At 71.5% G+C, this 18,851-nt stretch carries 18 protein-coding genes; 12 read left to right on the top strand and 6 right to left on the bottom strand.

The window, feature by feature from the left end; all coding sequences use genetic code 11:
• Positions 1–77 precede the first annotated feature (77 nt).
• The 3 genes from ahcY (at position 78) to AB0K15_RS16645 (ending at position 2,748) form a co-directional block, all read left to right on the top strand.
• Entirely contained in the window at positions 78–1,550 is a 1,473-nt protein-coding gene (gene ahcY, locus AB0K15_RS16655) for an adenosylhomocysteinase (protein WP_364050316.1), read from the top strand.
• A 365-nt stretch (positions 1,551–1,915) separates the two neighbouring features.
• Entirely contained in the window at positions 1,916–2,128 is a 213-nt protein-coding gene (locus AB0K15_RS16650) for a hypothetical protein (RefSeq protein WP_364050313.1), read from the top strand.
• Positions 2,125–2,748 (top strand): acetoacetate decarboxylase family protein, encoded by a 624-nt coding sequence (locus tag AB0K15_RS16645; RefSeq protein ID WP_364050310.1) that lies wholly within the window; start codon positions 2,125–2,127, stop codon positions 2,746–2,748. Before AB0K15_RS16650 ends, AB0K15_RS16645 begins: the two co-directional genes overlap by 4 nt.
• 39 nt (positions 2,749–2,787) lie before the next feature.
• On the opposite strand, the gene AB0K15_RS16640 is transcribed toward AB0K15_RS16645, so the two are convergent.
• Complete coding sequence (locus AB0K15_RS16640) at positions 2,788–3,084, bottom strand: hypothetical protein (protein ID WP_364050307.1); 297 nt, start codon at positions 3,082–3,084, stop codon at positions 2,788–2,790.
• Positions 3,085–3,180: 96 nt separating this feature from the next.
• Positions 3,181–4,173 carry a hypothetical protein gene (locus AB0K15_RS16635; RefSeq protein WP_285972627.1) on the bottom strand — a complete coding sequence of 331 codons (993 nt, stop codon included), beginning with the start codon at positions 4,171–4,173 and terminating at the stop codon, positions 3,181–3,183.
• 194 nt (positions 4,174–4,367) lie between these two features.
• Here AB0K15_RS16635 and AB0K15_RS16630 point away from each other — a divergent pair, with 194 nt between their 5' ends.
• Positions 4,368–4,799: a hypothetical protein gene (locus AB0K15_RS16630; RefSeq protein ID WP_364050304.1), complete on the top strand. Its 432-nt coding sequence runs from the start codon at positions 4,368–4,370 to the stop codon at positions 4,797–4,799.
• Here the strand turns inward: AB0K15_RS16630 and AB0K15_RS16625 are convergent.
• Positions 4,775–5,422: a TetR family transcriptional regulator gene (locus tag AB0K15_RS16625; RefSeq protein ID WP_364050301.1), complete on the bottom strand. Its 648-nt coding sequence runs from the start codon at positions 5,420–5,422 to the stop codon at positions 4,775–4,777. The two genes, AB0K15_RS16630 and AB0K15_RS16625, sit on opposite strands and share 25 nt — an antisense overlap.
• A 140-nt stretch (positions 5,423–5,562) precedes the next feature.
• Here AB0K15_RS16625 and AB0K15_RS16620 point away from each other — a divergent pair, with 140 nt between their 5' ends.
• Both AB0K15_RS16620 and AB0K15_RS16615 read left to right on the top strand, forming a co-directional pair.
• Entirely contained in the window at positions 5,563–6,588 is a 1,026-nt protein-coding gene (locus tag AB0K15_RS16620; RefSeq protein ID WP_364050298.1) for an aldo/keto reductase, read from the top strand.
• Between the two features lie 32 nt (positions 6,589–6,620).
• Positions 6,621–7,271, top strand: a complete 651-nt coding sequence (locus AB0K15_RS16615; protein ID WP_364050295.1) for a dTMP kinase — start codon at positions 6,621–6,623, stop codon at positions 7,269–7,271.
• Positions 7,272–7,275: 4 nt separating this feature from the next.
• On the opposite strand, the gene solA is transcribed toward AB0K15_RS16615, so the two are convergent.
• From solA to AB0K15_RS16600, 3 genes are all read right to left on the bottom strand, one after another.
• On the bottom strand, positions 7,276–8,406 hold the full coding sequence (gene solA / locus AB0K15_RS16610; RefSeq protein WP_364050292.1) for an N-methyl-L-tryptophan oxidase: 1,131 nt from the start codon (positions 8,404–8,406) through the stop codon (positions 7,276–7,278).
• A complete protein-coding gene (locus tag AB0K15_RS16605; RefSeq protein ID WP_364050289.1) occupies positions 8,403–10,697 on the bottom strand; it encodes an FAD-dependent oxidoreductase in 2,295 nt (764 codons plus the stop codon). The genes solA and AB0K15_RS16605 overlap by 4 nt, the downstream gene beginning before the upstream one ends.
• 218 nt (positions 10,698–10,915) lie before the next feature.
• The gene (locus AB0K15_RS16600; RefSeq protein ID WP_364050286.1) at positions 10,916–11,701 is read right to left on the bottom strand and encodes an IclR family transcriptional regulator; all 786 of its coding nucleotides are present in this window, start codon (positions 11,699–11,701) and stop codon (positions 10,916–10,918) included.
• Between the two features lie 167 nt (positions 11,702–11,868).
• Between AB0K15_RS16600 and AB0K15_RS16595 the strand changes: the two genes are divergently transcribed.
• From AB0K15_RS16595 to raiA, 6 genes are all read left to right on the top strand, one after another.
• Positions 11,869–12,210: a bifunctional 3-phenylpropionate/cinnamic acid dioxygenase ferredoxin subunit gene (locus AB0K15_RS16595; protein WP_364050283.1), complete on the top strand. Its 342-nt coding sequence runs from the start codon at positions 11,869–11,871 to the stop codon at positions 12,208–12,210.
• Positions 12,211–12,390: 180 nt separating this feature from the next.
• The gene (mtrA, locus tag AB0K15_RS16590) at positions 12,391–13,068 is read left to right on the top strand and encodes an MtrAB system response regulator MtrA (protein WP_139099890.1); all 678 of its coding nucleotides are present in this window, start codon (positions 12,391–12,393) and stop codon (positions 13,066–13,068) included.
• A gap of 94 nt (positions 13,069–13,162) precedes the next feature.
• A complete protein-coding gene (mtrB, locus tag AB0K15_RS16585) occupies positions 13,163–14,836 on the top strand; it encodes an MtrAB system histidine kinase MtrB (protein WP_364050279.1) in 1,674 nt (557 codons plus the stop codon).
• On the top strand, positions 14,833–16,584 hold the full coding sequence (locus tag AB0K15_RS16580; protein ID WP_364050276.1) for an LpqB family beta-propeller domain-containing protein: 1,752 nt from the start codon (positions 14,833–14,835) through the stop codon (positions 16,582–16,584). Before mtrB ends, AB0K15_RS16580 begins: the two co-directional genes overlap by 4 nt.
• 158 nt (positions 16,585–16,742) lie before the next feature.
• Positions 16,743–17,453 carry a ComF family protein gene (locus tag AB0K15_RS16575; protein WP_364050273.1) on the top strand — a complete coding sequence of 237 codons (711 nt, stop codon included), beginning with the start codon at positions 16,743–16,745 and terminating at the stop codon, positions 17,451–17,453.
• 540 nt (positions 17,454–17,993) lie between these two features.
• Positions 17,994–18,701 (top strand): ribosome-associated translation inhibitor RaiA, encoded by a 708-nt coding sequence (raiA, locus tag AB0K15_RS16570; protein WP_364050270.1) that lies wholly within the window; start codon positions 17,994–17,996, stop codon positions 18,699–18,701.
• Positions 18,702–18,851: the final 150 nt, after the last annotated feature.

Below are 18,851 nucleotides of genomic sequence, written 5' to 3'. Positions count from 1 at the left end.
CTCCTAAGCCGGTCGGGGGGACGTCAAGCCGACAACGGTACTGTTCAGATGCCATCAATCCTTGGAGGAACCGCACTATGACCCCCGAAAGCGTTGCCAAGCGGCACGACACCCGGGGCGGCATCGAGTTCGCCGTCGCCGACCTCGAGGCCGCCGAGTTCGGCCGCAAGGAGATCCGCCTCGCCGAGCACGAAATGCCGGGCCTGATGTCGCTGCGCCGTGAGTACGCCGAGGTCTACCCCCTGCGGGGCGCGCGGATCTCCGGGTCGCTGCACATGACCGTGCAGACCGCTGTGCTCATCGAGACGCTGGTGGCGCTGGGTGCGGAGGTCCGCTGGGCCTCCTGCAACATCTTCTCCACGCAGGACCACGCGGCCGCGGCCGTGGTCGTCGGCCCGCACGGCACCACCGAGGAGCCGAAGGGTGTGCCGGTGTTCGCCTGGAAGGGCGAGTCACTGGAGGAGTACTGGTGGTGCACCGAGAAGATGCTCACCTGGGACGGCGAGGGCCCGAACATGATCCTCGACGACGGCGGTGACGCCACCATGCTCGTGCACAAGGGCACCGAGTACGAGAAGGCCGGCGTCGTGCCGCCCGCCGACGACGAGGACCCCGAGGAGTGGAAGGTCTTCCTGGAGCTGCTGCGCGCGTCCGTCGCGGCCGACTCTTCGAAGTGGACCACCATCGGCGAGGGCGTCCGCGGCGTCACCGAGGAGACCACCACCGGCGTGCTGCGGCTCTACCAGCTGGCCGCCGCGGGTGAGCTGCTGTTCCCGGCGATCAACGTGAACGACGCGGTGACCAAGTCGAAGTTCGACAACCGCTACGGCATCCGCCACTCGCTGATCGACGGCATCAACCGCGGCACCGACGTGCTGATCGGTGGCAAGGTCGCCGTCGTCTGCGGTTACGGCGACGTCGGCAAGGGCGCGGCGGAGTCGCTGCGCGGCCAGGGCGCGCGGGTGATCGTGACCGAGATCGACCCGATCTGCGCGCTGCAGGCGGCGATGGACGGGTTCCAGGTCAAGAAGCTCGAGAACGTGCTCGCCGAGGCCGACATCGTGATCACCACCACCGGCAACAAGAACGTGGTGATGGTCGAGCACATGGCGAAGATGAAGCACCAGGCGATCGTCGGCAACATCGGCCACTTCGACAACGAGCTCGACATGGCCGGCCTCGCGCGCTACCCGGGGATCCACCGCGTCAACATCAAGCCGCAGGTCGACGAGTGGGTGTTCCCCAACGGCAACACGATCATCGTGCTGTCCGAGGGCCGCCTGCTCAACCTCGGCAACGCGACCGGGCACCCGTCGTTCGTGATGTCCAACAGCTTCTCGAACCAGGTCATCGCGCAGATCGAGCTGTTCACCAAGCACGAGGAGTACGACAAGGAGGTGTTCCGCCTGCCCAAGAAGCTCGACGAGAAGGTGGCGCGCATCCACCTCGAAGCGCTGGGCGGCGAGCTGACCAAGCTCACCAAGGAGCAGGCGGAGTACATCGACGTGGACGTGGAAGGCCCGTTCAAGTCGGACCACTACCGCTACTGAGGTTCTCGCACAGCCGAAGCGGCGCCCGGGGTTTCCGGGCGCCGCTTCGGCGTTCCGGAAGTGTGTGCACTCCACAGTGGACGCCCAGGTGGCTCGGACCACCCCGCAGTGCACGCCGGTTCCCCAGCCGATGACAAGTCCCCGACGTCCGATCTGCCCGAAGATCCGCTCCGGGTCTGCCTCCTGGGCTCCGGCCTCTCCGCGTCCGGACCCGTTCAGCGCGACCCCGTGGTTCCTTCGAAGAGGAGCGGCCGCGCACGGCGGCCCGGGGATTGCCGAAGTGAAGGGGATCTGCCTTGTCCGCAGGAGAAGTGGGTCGAAGAGGGGTACTCGCCGGAGGACTGGCCGCGGTGGCGGCGGGGGCGATGAGCACTCCCGCGTCCGCCGAGAGCGCCACGACCACGCCGGTGAACGAACGGCTCAAGGGCTACAGCTACCCGCTCAGCCCCCGCGGGGTGGCCAACCTCGCGCCGACGCCGCCGTGGCACTACGTGGGTGACGTGGTCGGCGTCGAGTTCTGGACCACGCGGCCGCGGCCGCCGCGTCACTGCCGACCGGTCTGGACCCCGACCCGGTGAGTGCGGGGCACGGCTACGCGCTGTTCATCGACTGGCAGTTTTCGGCCAGTGACAACGAGTACCTCGACCCGGTGCGCAGCCAGTACAGCGAGTTCCTCGTGCTGCTCGACGCCGTGCACCAGGGTTCACCGGTGGCGTGGTGCCCGTTCATCTACGTGGACAACGACGAGGCGCTGGCCCGCGGCTGGATCCAGGGCTTCCCGAAGAAGATCCGGGCCGTGCACCAGACCCGCGCGTTCGGCGTGCCGAGCCAGGCCGGCCCGGTGGTCGGCCCCGGCGGCCGGTTCGGTGCCACGTTGTCGTCGAACGGCCGGCAGCTGGCCGAAGCGCGCGTGACGCTCGAGAAGACCGCGCCGACCATCCCGGCGCTGGGCCGGCCGATCGTGAACCTGCGCCACTTCCCGCGGCTCACGGCCGGGCAGCAGCAGAACCCGGCCGTGCACGAGCTGACGCAGTCCTTTTTGGACACTCCACAGGTGGCCGGCACGTGGACCGGCACCGGCGAGCTGTCGTTCTTCCCGGCGCAGGCCGAGGAACTGGCCGACCTGGCGCCGCAGCGCACCGGTGCGGGCTTCCGTGGCTCGTTGTCCTACAGCGTCACGGATCTGATCATCCTCTGACGCGGTCGCGGCCGGGTCGCCCGCGCGGTGCCCGGCCGCTCAGAGTCGCTCGTCCCGCACCACCTCGAGGTTGTGGAACACCGGCGGTCCGTCGCACAGCTTGCCGATCCGCTCGGCGAACTTCGCGGTCTCCGGCAGCTCCGAGTTCCGCATCGCCTCTTCGTACGACGGGAACTCGACGAACTCCATGTACGTCCCGGGGTTGTCGCGGTCGCTCATCACCACCGCGTGGGTGGCCGTGCGACTGCCCTGCGTCGCGGTTTTCCACTCGTCCATGAGCTCGTTCAGCTCGTCCGGGTGTGAGGTCTTGAACTCGATGACTTGCACGAAACTCATTTTCGGCTCCTGGTGAGGCTGCCCCGAAAACTCATCGTGCGCGCGGCACCGGGGCCCGTCAACGCAGGTCGGGGGCCCCGTTGTTCACCGGCCGGCTCAGTTCCACTCGACGGCGATGCCGGCCAGCCCCGGTCCCGCGTCGCGGAAGTAGCCGCTCGTCACGCCGCCCGTGTCGAGCGGGAGCTCTTCGGCTTCGACCGGCAGGGCGTCGTCGCGCGCGCGGACCTGGCGGGTGCAGCGCGCGGGCATCGCGGTGGGCGCGAACTGCAGCTGCAGCAGGTAGCTGGCGGCCTGGTCGCGCAGCATGCGGTAGTAACCGGGGAACAGCGCGCTGGAGTCGTCGCGCACCTCGAAGCAGAAGACGTGGATGTCGCCTTCGCCGAGTTTGCGGTCGAAGAGCAGCTCGGTCGCCATCGTCTCGCCGCCGGGGTGGCGGCGGATTCGCCCGACGCGGCAGCCCTCGGCGGTGATCAGCTCGACGTCGTCGATCTTGCAGCCGGGGTCGCCGTTGTACACGGTCACGTAGCGGTCGGGGCCGTGCCGCCGCGCGCGCGTGACCAAGCGCGTGCGGATGCTGACCTGGCGGCGGCGCTCGTCGACCGTGATGCGGTCGTGGACCGAGAGCAGCTCCAGGTCGGCGTTGGAGTGGTTGGACGAGGGCAGCACACCCAGGTCGGTGAGCAGCTGGTCGACGATCGAGCCCATGTCGCCCGAGCGCAGGTCGTGGAACGACACCGCGGCCTGGTGCCCGCGCGGGCGGGCGGTGCGCGGGCCGATCAGCACCACCAGCGAGTCCGCCGGCAGCTGCAGCACCGACTCCAGAGCGCGCACGGCCGGCAACGCTTTGGGCACCTCGGGCTGGCGCAGCCCCCGCTGCCAGTAGCTGAGCGTCGACTGTCCGATCTGGACGCCGCGGAGCGCCAGGTGGGCGCGCAGGCGGGCCAGCGACAGTCCCCGGTGCGAGATGGCCGTGCGCAGGGCGTGGTGGAACTCGCCGGTGCGCAACGCGTCGGCCAGCTCCGCGGGCAGATCGCCCGAGCCACGGCGAACAGGTTCGATGATCAGTGCGCCTTCCCCGTCTCGAGACACCGCTTGTCCCTTCACCAGACCAGTGTGGAGATCACTGGGTGCGCCGGCCGTGAACACCGCGGAACGTTCACGTTAGCAGCGCACGGTAGCCGCTCCGACCCCCGTTCGGGGTGGTTGGCCACGCAAGGGTGCCCATTCCGTGTTCCAGAACTGACCCGGAACGCATTGATCACCGGAAGAGCATCTTGCTCCGCGTGACCGCACTGTTCACCGTTGTGACGACCGAGGGTCACGTCGTGGGGGTGGGGAGGTCCGTGCCGGTGTTCGCCGAGCAGCTACTGGTCACTACCCGGGCCGCCGTCCACCGTGGCCGGGTCCGGATCGAGAGAGTTCGCACCACAGGCCGGGTCCTGGCGCTCGTGGTGCTCGTCGGCATGGCGTTGCTGACGTCGGCACCGGGCGCGAGCGCGGCGCAGCCCTCCGGCGTCGGCAACGCCCACCTCGTCCCGCAGTCGGCCACCGGTGAGGCGCACGCCGTCCGGCTCGTCGCCGACGTCCTGCCGCGCGGCGACACGCCGCCGCCCGAGGACCACGACTCGGGCTGGCTGCCGCTGCTCATCCTTGTGGGCCTGCTGCTGACCGGCGGCGGAGGCTACCTGCTTCACTCTCGGCGCGCGGCCGCCTGAGGCGTACCGGCCGGCCCGGCGGTGCCGTCCCTCCCGCCGGGCCGCCGGTCGACCACTTGCTCGTCCGGCGCGACGGCCACGGCGTCGAGCGCCGCGTGCAGGTACGGGATGAGGTCTTCGGCGTCCGGGCCGGTGAGCACGGTCGAGCCCAGCAGCAGGCGGTTGAGCAGCGTCCCGGCGCAGATGGCGATCAGCAGCGCCGAGCGGCCGGTGGCGTCGGTGCCGGGCAGCGCGTCGGCGAGCCGGGCCTGGTAGTTGCGCTCGATGCTCGCGCGCATGATCGCCGCGGCGCGTGGGTTGGCGATCGAGCGCAGGGTGAGCAGCATCCCGTCGGACGCGTGCGGGTCGTCGCCGGTCAGCAGCGCCCGCGCCGCCTCGGCGTTGAGCTCGGGCGTCATCATCATCGACTTCTCGAACGCGACCTCCACGACCTCGGCGAAGAGCCCTTCCTTCGAGCCGAAGTACTTGCCGATCAGCCGCGCGTCCACGTCGGCGGCGCGGGCGATCTCGCGGACGCCGGCGCCGTCGTAGCCGTGCTCGGTGAACGCCTTTCGGGCGGCGCTCAGGATCGCCGCGCGGGTGGCCACGGGGTCCCGGCGCTTCGGCGTCGAATCAGGACTCATGGTCGCCAGCGTACGAGCCTGGTCCCCGGTTCAGGGGCACGAGCGAGTTGCTAAGTCCTCACTTGTGGACTTATGGTGGTCCACAGGTGCGGACTTAGCCGCACCGACGAGATCAACCACCGCGACTAAGGATTCCTTCCATGCCTGCATCCCAGGGCCCCATTCCCCAGCGCCGGCTCGGCTCGGCCGGTCCGGTCGTCGGCGCCATCGGCTACGGCGCGATGGGCTTCGCCCGTCCCTACGGGCAGGCCGAGGACCACGCCACCGACGACACGGCCGACGCCCTGATCGGCCGGGCGCTGGATCTCGGCGTCACCCTCGTCGACAGCTCCGACATCTACGGCGGTAGCGAGGAGGCCATCGGCAAGGCGATCGCGCGCCGCCGCGACCAGGTCGTGCTGGCCACCAAGTTCGGCATCGTCCAGGGTCCGTTCGACGGCGCACCGGCGATCATCAACGGCCGCCCGGAGTACGTGCGCGAACGCATCGAGCGCTCGCTGACCCGGCTCGGCACCGACCACGTCGACCTGTACTACCAGCACCGCGTGGACCCGGACACGCCCATCGAGGAGACCGTCGGCGCGATGGCCGAGCTCGTGACGGAGGGCAAGGTCCGGTTCCTCGGGCTGAGCGAGGCCGCGCCCGACACGATCCGGCGCGCGCACGCCGTGCACCCGATCGCCGCCGTGCAGACCGAGTGGTCGCTGTGGTCGCGCGACATCGAGGACGAGGTGTTCCCGTTGTGCCGCGAGCTCGGCATCAGCGTCGTCCCGTACAGCCCGCTGGGCCGCGGGATGCTCACGGGCAAGCTCACCTCGTTCGACGACCTGCCGGAGAACGACTACCGCCGCAAGATGCCGCGGTTCGCGCGGGAGGTGTTCGAGGCGAACCTCGCTGCCGTGGAGATCGTGCGCGACATCGCGACGGCCCACGACGCCGCGCCCGGCCAGGTGGCGCTCGCGTGGCTGCTCGCGCAGGCGCCGGACGTGGTCCCGATCCCGGGCACGCTGCACGTCGGGCGGCTGGCGGAGAACGCCGGCGGCGCTTGGCTGGAGCTCACCGGCGACGAGCTGAAGCGGCTCGACGCGCTCACGGTCGCCGGCGAGCGCGAGGTCTCGCTGGACCACAACTGGTCCTACGGCGTCACCCCGCCACTGGCCCGGTAGCGCTGTCCCGGGCCGGTGGCGCCTGTCCTAGGGTGAGCCCCGTGGGGCGACTGGTCGTGATCGAAGGTCTGGACGGTGCCGGCAAGCGCACCCTCGCGGACGGGCTCACCGCTGAGCTGCACCGCGGGGGCGCGCGGGTCGGCAGCCTGGCGTTCCCGCGGTACGGCCGCAGCATCCACGCGGACCTCGTGCGCGAGGCCCTGCACCGCGGCCACGGCGACCTCGCCGACTCCGTCTACGGCATGGCCTTGCTCTACGCCCTCGACCGCAGCGGCGCGGCCGACGAGATCCGCGCGCTGCTGGCGGACAACGACGTGGTGCTGCTCGACCGCTACGTCGCCTCCAACGCCGCGTACGCCGCCGCGCGTCTGCGGGAGAACGCCGACGGCGACGTCGTGCGCTGGGTGTGGGGCCTCGAGGTCGACCGTTTCGCGCTCCCGCGGCCCGACGCGCACCTGCTGCTGCGGGTGTCGCCGGAGGTCGCCGCCGAACGCGCTGTCCGCCGCGCGGCCGCGGACCGCGATCGCGCGCGGGACGCGTTCGAATCCGACGACGCCCTGCAGCAGCGCTGCGCCGCCGTGTACGACGAGCTGGCCGCGGCCGGCTGGCTCGCGCCGTGGCACGTGCTCGACGGCGTGGCCGGTGTCGACTTGCCGACGCTGGCCAAGTCGCTGCTGTCCTGAGCCCTCAGCGTTCGTCGAAGCGTGCCGGATCGAAGAGGGCGATGGGGTGCGTCGTGGTCCCGTCGACGACCAGATCGGCCACGATCTCCCCGACCACGGGCACGAACTTGAAGCCGTGCCCCGAAAACCCGCACGCCACGACCACGCGTGGATGGTCGGGATGCCGCGCGATCACGAAGTCCTCGTCGGGCGTGTTCGTGTACAGGCAGGTCGCGGCGCGGCGGAACCTGCCCAGCGCCGGCAGCCGCGAGCCGACGAGGTCGGTGACGGCGCGCACCTCGTCCTCGTGCACACGGCGGTCGATCGTGTCGGCGGTGCACGGCGTGCCGGCGAGGTGCGAAGCCACCTTCACGCCCTGCGGTGAGTGCGCGGGGAACCCGTAGAACTGTTCGCCCTGCTCGGTTTCCCACAGGTAGACCGGGTGCCGGTCGGCCGCGAACGGCGCCGCGTCCGCTGGTTCGAACCAGTACTGCACCTGCCGCTGCACCTCGAAGTCCACGCCGAGGCCGGCCAGCAGCGACGGCGCCCACGCGCCCGGGCACAGCACCAGCCGCGAAGCCGTGTAGTAGCTCGACGCCGTTCCCACGCGGACACCCGAGGCCGAGGTGCTCCACGTGAACACCTGCTCCTCGTGGTGCAGCTCGGCACCGTGGCGCGCGGCGAGCTGCAGGTGCGCGGCGACGCTGCCCTCCGGCGACACGAACCCGGCGCCCGGTTCGTACAGCGCCACCTCGTCGTCGCGCGGGGCCATCGTGGGGAAGCGGCGGCGGATCTCCGCCGCGTCGAGCAGCTCGTGCGGGATGTCGAACTTCTCGGCCGAGAGCACGCTGCCGGTGATCGTGCGCGAGTCCGGCGGCCCGGCCATCAGCCCGCCGCAGCGCGTGAACAGGTGCCGGCCGGTGTCGCGTTCGACCTCGTCCCACAGCTCGTGCGCGCGCAGGAGCAACGGCACGTAGTCGGGGCCTTCGAGGTAGGCCTGGCGCGTGATGCGCGATCCGCCGTGGCTCGAGCCGAGGTTGTGCACGGGCGCGTACTGGTCGATGCCGAGCACTCGCTGTCCGCGCTGCGCGAGCCGGTACGCCGCGGCGCTGCCCATGCCGCCGAGGCCGATCACGATCGCGTCGTAGTGCGTCAAGCGGTTCTCCTCGTGTTGCGCGGCCCCCGGGGTTCCACGACCGCCGGTACCCGCCGGCCGAAGTACTCGATCTCCACCGGTGTACCAGGTTTCGCGCATTCGACGGGAAGCCACGCGTACGCGAGGTTCTTGCCGACGGTGTGGCCGCGCCCCGCGCTCGTGACGTAGCCCGCCGGGTGACCCTCGAAGAACACGGGTTCCTTGCCCAGCACCAGCTCGTCGGTGACCAGGGACGTCAGGGCGCGACCGACGGTGGCGGCCGATCGGCCGAGCAACGCGTCGCGGCCGAGGAAGTAGCCCTTGTCCATCCGCACGGCGAATCCGAGGCCGGCCTCGTACGGATCGTGCTCGGCGGTGAAGTCGGTGCCCCACGTGCGGCCGCCGTTCTCCCGCCGCAGGCTCGAAAACGCTTCGTGCCCGGCGGCGACGATCCCGTGCGGCTGCCCGGCTTCCCACAGCGTGTCCCACAGCAGCCGGCCGAGGTCCGCGCCGGCGTGCAGCGCCCAGCCGGGGTCGCCGGACCGGCGCAGCACGAGCACCGGCACGGTGCCGATGAACGCGGTGACGGCGCCGTCCGCCGGGAGGTCCGTTGTGGACAGTGGGGCCAGAACCCGCTCGGCGAGGGGCCCCCACACGCCGAGACAGCACGTGCCCGCGGTGGTTTCGTGGATCTGCACCGTGCCGTCGCCGGGCAGGTGGCGGCGCAGCCAGTCGACGTCGAGCGGTCCGTTCGCGCCGACCTGGAACCGGTCGGCGGCCAGGCGCGCCACCGTGAGATCGCTGCGGACACCGCCGTCTTCGCCGAGCAGCAGCGTGTAGGTGACCGCACCCGGCGCGTGGCCGAGCTCGTTGGTGGTCATCGTCCGCAGGAACGGCAGCGCGCCCGGCCCGGTGACCTCCAGCCGGGCCGCCGAGGTCAGGTCGAACACCGCCACCCGCTCGCGCGCGACGATCGCCTCGGCGCCCGCCGTCCGAGCTTCGGACGCCGCCGGCACACGCGATGTCTCGGGCAGGGTTTCGTTGGCGGAGAACCAAACCGGTCGCTCCCAGCCGCCGGTTTCCGCGAAGCGCGCACCCAAGGCGACCTGCCGCTCGTAGAACGGCGACGTGCGCAACGGCGGCCGTGGCTCGTCGTGCCGGGTGCCCGCGAACGTCCGGACCGCGCGTTCCCGCACGTTCTCCGGTGCGAGCTGCACCCGCTCGAACCGGGCGAGGTCGCTCGCGTGCAGGTCGAGGCGCGGCTGCCCGTCGACGAGCCACCGCGCCACCTCCCGCGCGACTCCGGCGGCGTGCGGGAAGGCCACGGCCTCCGCAACCCAGAACCCGTCGAGGTCGGGGTGTTCGCCGAGCAGCGGCTTGCCGTCCGGGGTGGCCGCGACCAGGCTGGTCACGCCCTCCTCGACTTTCGCGTCGGCCAGCGCGGGCAGCAGCCGCACGGCCTCGGCCCAGAGCTGCTCGAAGTCCGCCGGGGCGAACGGCTCGGCCGTGCCGAGCGCGGCGCTGCCGAGGCCGAGCCGGTCGACGTGCTCGCGCACGGACAGCCCGCCGTGGCGCAGGACCGGCTTGCCCGCCTCGGTGAAGTCATCGTTGTCACCGGCGAGCGAGGGCAGCGGAATGGTGCGCGCGTAGTGCTGCGCCAAGGGCACCAGCGGCACGGCCAGGTCCACGAGCCGCCCGATCGCCGGCGCGTCCACCCCCGCACAGGAGACCACGACATCGGCGCGGAACCGGTCGATCTCGGTGCGCACGTCCGTCACCCGCCCGCCGCTGCGTCCGATGGCCACGACGCGTTGTCCCGCCAGGAACCGCGCCCCGCGGTCGATCGCGCGCCGGGCCTGGGCCTCGGCGGCGCGCAGCGGTTTCGCCACGCCGTCACCCGGGGTGTGGAGGCCGCCCAGGACCTGCGCCGGGTCCAGCAGCGGGTGCAGTTCGGCGCATTCCCGCGGCGAGCGCAGGTATGCGCGCACGCCCCACGACGTCGCCCAGCCGTGGCGCCGCTGGAGTTCCGCCAGCCGGCGCGGCGTGGTCGCGAGCTCCAGGCCGCCGACGGGCTGGAAGCACCACCGGCCCTCCAGCGTCAGCGAGCCGTACTTGGCCACGGTGTACTTCGCGAACTCCGTCATGGTGCGGTCCGCGTCGGTCTGGCGCACGAGGCCCGGTCCGTCACCGGTGAAGAGTGGCCCCTGCTCCAGCACCGTGACGTCGGTCCAGCCGCGGTCGGTCAGCTCGTCGGCCAGCGCGCAGCCGACGAGCCCGGCGCCGATGACGACCACTCGCGGTCGGGCTGCCATCGCGTACCTCCTGGCCGGGGTTCACCGGGCGCGCCGAACGACCCGCCGGGCACGGGCCAGGTTGCGGATGGGGGTGTGTGTTCCGTCTTCTGCAACAAAGTGCGGGATCGTGGGGGTACGTGTCAAGACCGCGCACGGAAGGGGTTTTTCGCTTGCGCCCGGGCAGGTGAAGCCCGTAACGCGGATGCCGGCAGAGGCGATCCGACGCCGGGGGAGTATCAGCCGGCGTAGTAGCCCAGCTGTGCCGAAAGTTCTTTCGCCGCTTCGGTCATCGGCCGCACGATCTGCTTGATCCGCTGCTTCGACAGCCGGTAGGACGGCCCCGAGGCGCTCATCGCCGCCACGACCTCGCCGCCCGGGCCGTGGATCGGCACCGCGACCGCGTGCATGCCGAGCTCCAGCTCCTCGAAGCAGGCCGCGTAGCCGTCCTCGGCCACGCGCTCGACCTCCGACTCGAGCTCGTCGGGGTCCACGGTGGTGCGCGGCGTGTACTGCTCGAGACCGTGGCCGAGCACGCGTTTGCGGTCGGCCTCGGTCATCGCGGCCAGCAGCACCTTGCCGCTGGAGGTCGCGTGCAGCGGCGTGCGCTGCCCGGTCCAGTTCTGCGTGGTGATGGCGGCCGCTCCGCGGGCCTGGCTGATGTTGATGGCCACGCCGTCGTCGGCGATCGCGATGTTCACGGTCTCGCCCAGCTCCTCGGCCAGGGCCTGGCAGGTCTGGCGGCCGAGCTTCGCGAGGTCCATGCGGCCGGTGGCCGCGCCGGCGAGGCGGACGATGCCGAAGCCGATCGCGTACTTGCCGCGCTCGCCCAGCTGCTCGACAAGCCCGTGCTGTTCCAGGACACTCAGCAGCCGGGACGCCGTCGACTTGTGCACCCCGAGCTCACCGGCGATCTCCGTGATCCCCGACTCCCCGTTGCGCGCGAGCAGTTCCAGCACGTGAATCGCGCGGTCGACGGACTGAACTTGACTTCCCGTTGCGTTGCCCGAGTCCTGGTTCCGCATAGCGCAACACTAACGGCTGGGTGGCGATCTGTTCGGCTGAGCGGGCGAATCCCTTGACGACGGGGGCGAGCGAGCCGCACTGTTGCGCACAGTGCACATCAACGCGTCATGCGCAACATTCACGAACCGCGCTCGGTTCCCGTGACCCGTTCCCCGGAGGCTTCCCGATGATCCGTGCCTGCGCCGTCGCCGACCTGCCCGAGGGCGAGTCCCTCCGCATCGACGGCCCGACCCCGATCGCCGTCTTCCACACCGCCACCGGCTTCTACGCCATCGACGACACCTGCACCCACCAGGACGCCTCGCTCGCCGACGGCTGGCTCGAAGGCTGCTTCGTGGAGTGCCCGCTGCACGCGGCCCAGTTCGACCTGCGCACCGGCGCGCCGACGTGCCTGCCCGCGAAGAGCCCCGTCCGCACCTACGCCGTGGTGGTCACCGACGGTGTGGTGTTCGTCGACGCGCCGGTGCCGGTCGTCGTCGGCGAGGGCGGCGCCCAGCTCACCGCGTAGCTCTTCCCACCCGAGGCCCGTGGGGGTTCCCGAGCGCGTGCCCGGGAGCCTTCACGGGCCGTCCAACACCTGCTCGGGCGCGCCCGGATGGAGCAACCCGGGCTCACGATCTTGATCTTTCTGGTGGTCAAACGCGCGGGTCGTGCTCGACCTCGGCGCAAGTAGTGCGAACATGTGCTCATGAAGGCACGTGTCTTGGTGGTCGACGACGACCCTGCGCTGGCGGAGATGCTCACCATCGTGCTCCGCGGTGAAGGGTTCGACACCGCGGTGGTCGCGGACGGTTCGCGCGCGCTGCCGGCGCTGCGCGAGCTCAAACCGGACCTGGTTCTGCTGGACCTGATGCTGCCCGGCATGAACGGCATCGACGTCTGCAAGGCGATCCGCGCCGAGTCCGGCGTGCCGATCGTGATGCTGACCGCCAAGAGCGACACCGTCGACATAGTGCTGGGCCTGGAGTCCGGTGCCGACGACTACGTGGTCAAGCCGTTCAAGCCGAAGGAGCTCGTCGCCCGCGTGCGCGCCCGCCTGCGCCGCACCGAGGCCGAGCCCGCCGAGTCCCTGACCATCGGCGACCTGGCGATCGACGTGCCGGGCCACGAGGTCACCCGTGAGGGCAAGGCCATCCCGCTCACGCCGCTGGAGTTCGACCTGCTGGTGGCGCTGGCCCGCAAGCCGCGCCAGGTCTTCACCCGCGAAGTGCTGCTGGAGCAGGTGTGGGGCTACCGCCACGCGGCGGACACGCGGCTGGTCAACGTGCATGTCCAGCGTCTGCGGTCGAAGGTCGAGAAGGACCCGGAGCACCCCGAGGTGGTGTTGACGGTGCGCGGCGTCGGGTACAAGGCCGGCCCGCCGTGATGACCCGATGACGGCTTCCGCGGCAGCCGGCCCACCCGCCGGGACGAAGAGTCACCCGAAGGTGGGACGGCCGACCGCTTTCGCCCGAGCCACGGTGCGCCTCGTTCGGCGCCTCGTGGTCTTGGCGCGCCGCCGCGTGGTGGCGTTCAACGATCTGTGGCGGCACTCGCTGCAGTTCCGCGTGACGATCTCGACGCTCGCGCTGTCGGCCGCCGTGGTTTTCGTGCTGGGCATGGTGCTGCAGAACCAGATCACCGAGCGCCTGCTCGACACGAAACGCAAGGCCGCCGTGGAGCAGACGCAGGCGCTGGCCGACACCGCGGCGCGTGAGCTGGTGGGCGTCGGCGGCGAGTCGCCCGACGCGCTGCACACCCGGCTCGAGAACGCGTTGAAAAAGATCTCCACGACTTCGGCGTCGCCCACGGGGTCCACGGCGGGCACGTTCGAGCCGGTGCTGGCGAGCGTCGGGCGCGACCAGTCCGACGCCGACCCGGTGTTCGTGGGGCCGTTCACGTCCGTGCCGGTGCGGCTGCGCCAGTTCGTGGAGGGCGGCAACCTCGCGCGCGTCGAGCACACCGTCTCCGAGAACAACGCGAACACCACGTACCTCATCGTGGGCACGCCGCTGAGCTCGGTGGCGAGCCCGCTGCAGCTGTACTTGCTGTTCCCGCTGACCAGTGAGCAGAACACGGTGTCGACCGTGCAGAACACGCTGCTCGTGGGCGGGCTCGTGCTGCTGCTGTTGCTGGCCGGCATCACGAACCTGGTGGTCCGGCAGGTGGTGCGGCCCGTCCGGCAGGCCGCCGCGGCGGCCGAGCAGTTCGCGGGCGGGGATCTCGAGCAACGCCTCGCCGTGGTCGGGGAAGACGACCTGGCGAAGCTCGCGGTGTCGTACAACGGCATGGCCGCGAGCATCCAGCGCCAGATCCGCCAGCTCGAGGAGTTCGGCGGGCTGCAGCGCCGGTTCACCTCCGACGTCTCCCACGAGCTGCGCACCCCGCTCACCACGGTCCGCATGGCCGCCGACGTGCTGCACGCCTCGCGCGAGCAGTTCCCCGCCGGCCTCGCGCGGTCCACGGAGCTGCTGGTCGACGAGCTCGACCGCTTCGAGGCGCTGCTCGGCGACCTGCTGGAGATCAGCCGGCTCGACGCCGGCGTCGAGGAACTGTCGGCCGAGTACATCGACGTGCGGCCCATCGCCACGCGCGCGGTCGAGCAGGTGCGCGTGATCGCCGGGACCGCGGGCAGCTCCGTCGAGCTGATCCTGCCCGAGGAGGACACCTCCGCAGAGGTCGACGCCCGGCGCGTGGAGCGGATCCTGCGCAACCTGCTGGGCAACGCCGTCGACCACAGCGAGGGCAAACCGGTGCAGCTCACGGTTGCCGTGAACGAGACGGCGGTGGCCATCACCGTGCGCGACCACGGGGTGGGCCTGCGCGCGGGCGAGGCCGACCTGGTGTTCAACCGGTTCTGGCGCGCCGACCCGTCGCGCAACCGCCGCACCGGCGGCACCGGCCTCGGCCTGGCGATCAGCCAGGAGGACGCGCGGCTGCACGGCGGCGTCCTCGACGCGTGGGGCGAGCTCGGCCAGGGCGCCTGCTTCCGGCTCGTGCTGCCCCGCCACCAGAACGTGCCGATCGAGGAGAACCCGCTGCGCCTGCCGCCGCCCGACGCCACACCGGAGATCACGCTGTCGCCGTCGTCGGTGCTCGAGGTGCAGCCGGCGCCCGACGCGATCCTCGCCGACCGCGAGGAGGTCGGCCGGTGAAGCGAGTGCTGCTCGCGCTGGCGTGTGTGCTGCTTCTCGCCGGCTGCGCCAACGTGCCGCTGGAGTCGCAGCCGCTGGTCGTGTCCGTGGACTCGACGCCGCCGCTCGCGAACGACGCGCCGGAACCGAAGGCCGACCTCGATCCGCTGTCGCTGGTGCGGGAGTTCATCAGGAACAACGGCGACCCGCGTTCCAACAACGCGGCCGCGCGCGCGTATCTCGACGACCAGCAGCGCAGCGCGTGGAAACCCAGCCGCGCGATCACGATCATCGACAACACGTTCAGCACCGTCTACGACACGCCGCCCCCGGCACCGTCCACGTCGACGCCGCCGGACCCGAACGTGCGCAACGTGGGGGTGCGCGGGTTCACCCTCGGCACGCTGAGCGCCGACAGCGCGTTCATCCCCGGCTCGGGCCCGGCCGAGCTGACGATCCAGGTGCGCAAGCAGCCCAACGGGCAATGGCGGATCTCCAGCGCCCCCGGCACGCTGCTGGTGACCGACGACGACTTCGAGGCGAACTACATCCGCGTCGCCGTGAGCTTCTATTCGCCCGACTCCGGCGCCTTCGTGCCCGACCTGCGCTACGTGCCCGCGAAACCGCAGTCGGGCCTGCCCGGGCGGGTGATGGACCTGATCCTGCAGGGGCCGTCGGCCGGGCTGGCCGGTGCCGTCAAGAACCTGCTGGGCGACCAGGTCACGCTCGACACGAACGTGAAGAACATCGACGACGGCTCGCTGCTCGTGCAGCTCTCGGGGCTCACGGGGGCGAGTCCGGAGACGAGAACGCTGATCGCGGCGCAGATCATGCTGTCGATGCAGGCCGTCACGTCCACGCGCGTCCGGCTGCTCGCCGACGGCCAGCCGCTCGTGCGCGGCCACGAGTACTGGCGCAGCAGCGACGTGCCCTCCTACAGCGCGGCCTCGTCGCCGAGCGCCGACCTGCTGGGCCTGATGACGGTCGACGGGCGCATCCGCTCGCTCGGCGACGGCGCGCCGGTGGCGGGGCCGGCCGGCAACGGCGGGTACGCCGTGGTCAGCGCCGCGCAGTCGATCGACGGCAAGCGGCTCGCGGTGGTGGAGCGCAACGGCGACCGCGTGCAGCTGCGTGTGGGCGACCTGGGCCGCGACCTGCCGCTGGTGGACCTCTCCGGTGGCTCGCTGAGCCGTCCGACGTGGCGGCCCGCGCCGAGCGGGGCCGGTCCGTCGGGGGAGGTGTGGACGGTGGTGGACCACTCGATCGTCGCCCGCATGGTCCTCGACCCGAACGGCCACTGGCTGCGCCAGAGCGTGAACGCCAACGACCTGCTCGCGCTCGGCACCGACATCGACGCCCTGCGCCTGTCGCGCGACGGTGCCCGCGTGGCGGCGATTGTCAACGGCCAGCTCGTGGTCGCGGCGGTCGTGCGCAACGGCGACACGGTGACGCTGCGGGAGCCGCGCGTGCTCCAGCCGGGTGAACTGTCGGACGTCGTGGACGTCGACTGGGGTTCGACCGCGGACACGCTGGTGGTCGCGACGTCGTCCACTTCCCAGCCGGTGCAGCGGGTTTCGGTGGACGGGCGCCGGATGGACGCGTTCAACAGCTCCAACCTCACGGCGCCGGTCACGGCGGTCACGGCGGCGCCCAGCCGGCCCATCGTGGTGGCCGACCCGGGCGGGCTGTGGAACGCCACCGAACTCGGCGAGGTCTGGCGGCCCCAGGCCCACACGATGCTGAACGCGACGCCGTTCTACCCCGGCTGACGAGGTTTCCCGCTCGTTTTCGTCGGGTGGGGCTCGAGGGGCCGAAACTGTCGGTGCCCGGGTGCACACTGCGAGTCATGGTTCTCGATCTGCTCGTCCCCGCCCGTTGTGCCGGCTGTGGTGCCCGGGGTGTCCCATGCTGCGCGGAGTGTTCGCGGGTGTGGGGGTCACTCACGGAGGTGGTCCGCGCGCCGCTGTCCGGTCTTGCACCCGCGTACGCGCTCGCTCGCTACCAGGGCGTCGCCAAGCGCGTCCTGATCGCCTACAAGGAGCGTGGCCGCCGCGATGTCGCGCCGGCACTCGGCCGGGTGCTCGCGTCCGCGCTGGCCGGTTTGCCCCGCGCCGGTTGTCCCCGCGCCGGCCCGCGCCGCGGGGGACACTCACTCGGTGGATCTTCGTTCGACGACCTGGCCTTCGCCGGGTCTTCGCGCACCGGTCCGCGCCTCGAGAAGCCCGTGGTCGCCAGGGATTCCCCCGCCGACGGGGATTCCGCGCGCGCCGGATCCTGGTGCCTCGTCCCGGCGCCGAGCCGGCGCTCGGCTTCACGCCTCCGTGGTGGCCCGCACGTGCAGCGCCTCGCCGAGGCCGCTGCGCGCTCTCTCGCCCAGACGGGCGCCGAGGCCTTCGTCGCGCCCGCTCTCGCGCTGAAGGGCGCTCGTGACGCCGTGGGACTCAGCCGGGCGGAGCGCGTTGCCAACCTGGCCGGGCGGTTGCGGTTCGTGCCCGCGGGCCGCCCACCGCCGGGCAGCCGGGTCGTGGTGCTCGACGACGTGGTCACCACGGGTGCCACGGCGGCCGCGTGCGTGCGGGCACTCGCCGACGCCGGGGTCTCCGTGTCGGCTGTGGTCGCGTTGCTCGCCGCAGGGTGAGCAGACGTCACCTACACGAGTGATGTCAACAGGGAACGCGGCGCGACGACCGCCCGTTGTCGGGACATGAGGGTCAGGCTCGGAATCACGCGGGCGGCCGAACACTCCACCGGGGTGGCGGCTGTGGCGCGGCGGGCCGTGACTCTCGGCTTCCGGGCTCCCGCACCGTTGCGCCGTACGCGTGAAAATGCATCGCTCGCGTTCGGCCCTCAGACGCGGGATTTCGGGCTGCGCACGGGGGTTTCGCTGCGCGCCGTAATGGGTTCCCGAATCGTGACATCCCCCGGCCCGGGGGCTGTTGCGAGCGGCGTGATGAAGCTAACGTGCTCCGCTATCAGCAATCCCCGCAGGCAGGGAGGTGTGCAGCCCATGTCCCTGGCGCCGGAGGCGCGCTGAGTCCGCGCTCGAGCATCCGCCACGAGACGTCGTGGCCGGCCATCGAGTTCTTCTCAGCCCGCCAGATCCGGGCTCCGTCCCCGCATTACCGGCGCCGTGTGAACACACAACAGCTCGCAGTCATCTCAGCGAGGGAGGTCGTGTATGGACATCGTCGTAAAGGGCCGCAACGTGGAGGTGCCCGACCACTACCGGGCACTCGTCAGCGAAAAGCTGGCCCGTCTTGAGCGCTACGACAAGAAGGTCATCCGGTACGACGTGGAGTTGTTCCACGAGCCGAACCGCCGGCAGGCGAAGAGCTGCCAGCGCGTCGAGATCACCGGGAAGGGCCGCGGTCCGGCCGTGCGCGCCGAAGCGTGCGCCGCGGACTTCTACGCAGCGCTCGACTCCGCCGTCACGAAGCTGGAGAACCGGCTGAGGCGGACACACGACCGGAGGCGCGTGCACTACGGGCGCAGCCGCCCGGAATCGGTCGCCGAGGCGACCTCGATGGCGATGGCCGGCGGATCGCCGGACGCCGTCGCCCGTCCCACCGCGAGCACGGCGGTGCTGGAGGCACCCGCCGCGGACACGGCCGAACCGATCACCGATGGGTTCGCGGCCGTCAGCTCCGGTGAGATCACCCTGCCCCAGCAGAAACGCTGGGAAGACGACGATCTGGGCTACCAGCCCGGCCGCGTCGTCCGCGAGAAGAAGCACAACGCGGACCCCATGTCGGTGGACCAGGCTCTCTACGAGATGGAGCTGGTCGGTCACGACTTCTACCTGTTCAACGACTCCGAGTCCGGGCGGCCGAGCGTCGTGTACCGGCGGAAGGGTTTCGACTACGGCGTGATCCGGCTCGGCGGCTGAGGCAGCCGACCCGGCGCGGCCGGGGGGAGCCGGCCGGCGCCACGGGTGGCCCGCACGCGAGCCGGGGGGGGCGCCCCCCGCGGCCGGGGGGGGGGGGGGGAGGGGGGCGCCGGGCCCGGGGCGCGGCCCGGGGGGGGGGGGGCCCCGGGG

It is taken from the genome of Amycolatopsis sp. NPDC049253, from assembly GCF_040678995.1.
GTDB lineage: Bacteria > Actinomycetota > Actinomycetes > Mycobacteriales > Pseudonocardiaceae > Amycolatopsis.
The sequence above is the reverse complement of the archived record's forward strand: the minus strand, read 5'-3'. Positions and strand labels throughout refer to the sequence as shown.

What these genes read in the sequence shown, in the direction of transcription:
- mtrA (WP_139099890.1), top strand. Translation starts at nt 12,391, where the DNA reads ATGAAGGCACGTGTCTTGGTGGTCGACGACGACCCTGCGCTGGCGGAG.
- AB0K15_RS16650 (WP_364050313.1), top strand. Translation starts at nt 1,916, where the DNA reads ATGAGCACTCCCGCGTCCGCCGAGAGCGCCACGACCACGCCGGTGAAC.
- AB0K15_RS16620 (WP_364050298.1), top strand. Translation starts at nt 5,563, where the DNA reads ATGCCTGCATCCCAGGGCCCCATTCCCCAGCGCCGGCTCGGCTCGGCC.
- AB0K15_RS16625 (WP_364050301.1), bottom strand. Translation starts at nt 5,422, where the DNA reads ATGAGTCCTGATTCGACGCCGAAGCGCCGGGACCCCGTGGCCACCCGC.
- ahcY (WP_364050316.1), top strand. Translation starts at nt 78, where the DNA reads ATGACCCCCGAAAGCGTTGCCAAGCGGCACGACACCCGGGGCGGCATC.
- AB0K15_RS16595 (WP_364050283.1), top strand. Translation starts at nt 11,869, where the DNA reads ATGATCCGTGCCTGCGCCGTCGCCGACCTGCCCGAGGGCGAGTCCCTC.
- AB0K15_RS16600 (WP_364050286.1), bottom strand. Translation starts at nt 11,701, where the DNA reads ATGCGGAACCAGGACTCGGGCAACGCAACGGGAAGTCAAGTTCAGTCC.
- AB0K15_RS16640 (WP_364050307.1), bottom strand. Translation starts at nt 3,084, where the DNA reads ATGAGTTTCGTGCAAGTCATCGAGTTCAAGACCTCACACCCGGACGAG.
- raiA (WP_364050270.1), top strand. Translation starts at nt 17,994, where the DNA reads ATGGACATCGTCGTAAAGGGCCGCAACGTGGAGGTGCCCGACCACTAC.
- AB0K15_RS16605 (WP_364050289.1), bottom strand. Translation starts at nt 10,697, where the DNA reads ATGGCAGCCCGACCGCGAGTGGTCGTCATCGGCGCCGGGCTCGTCGGC.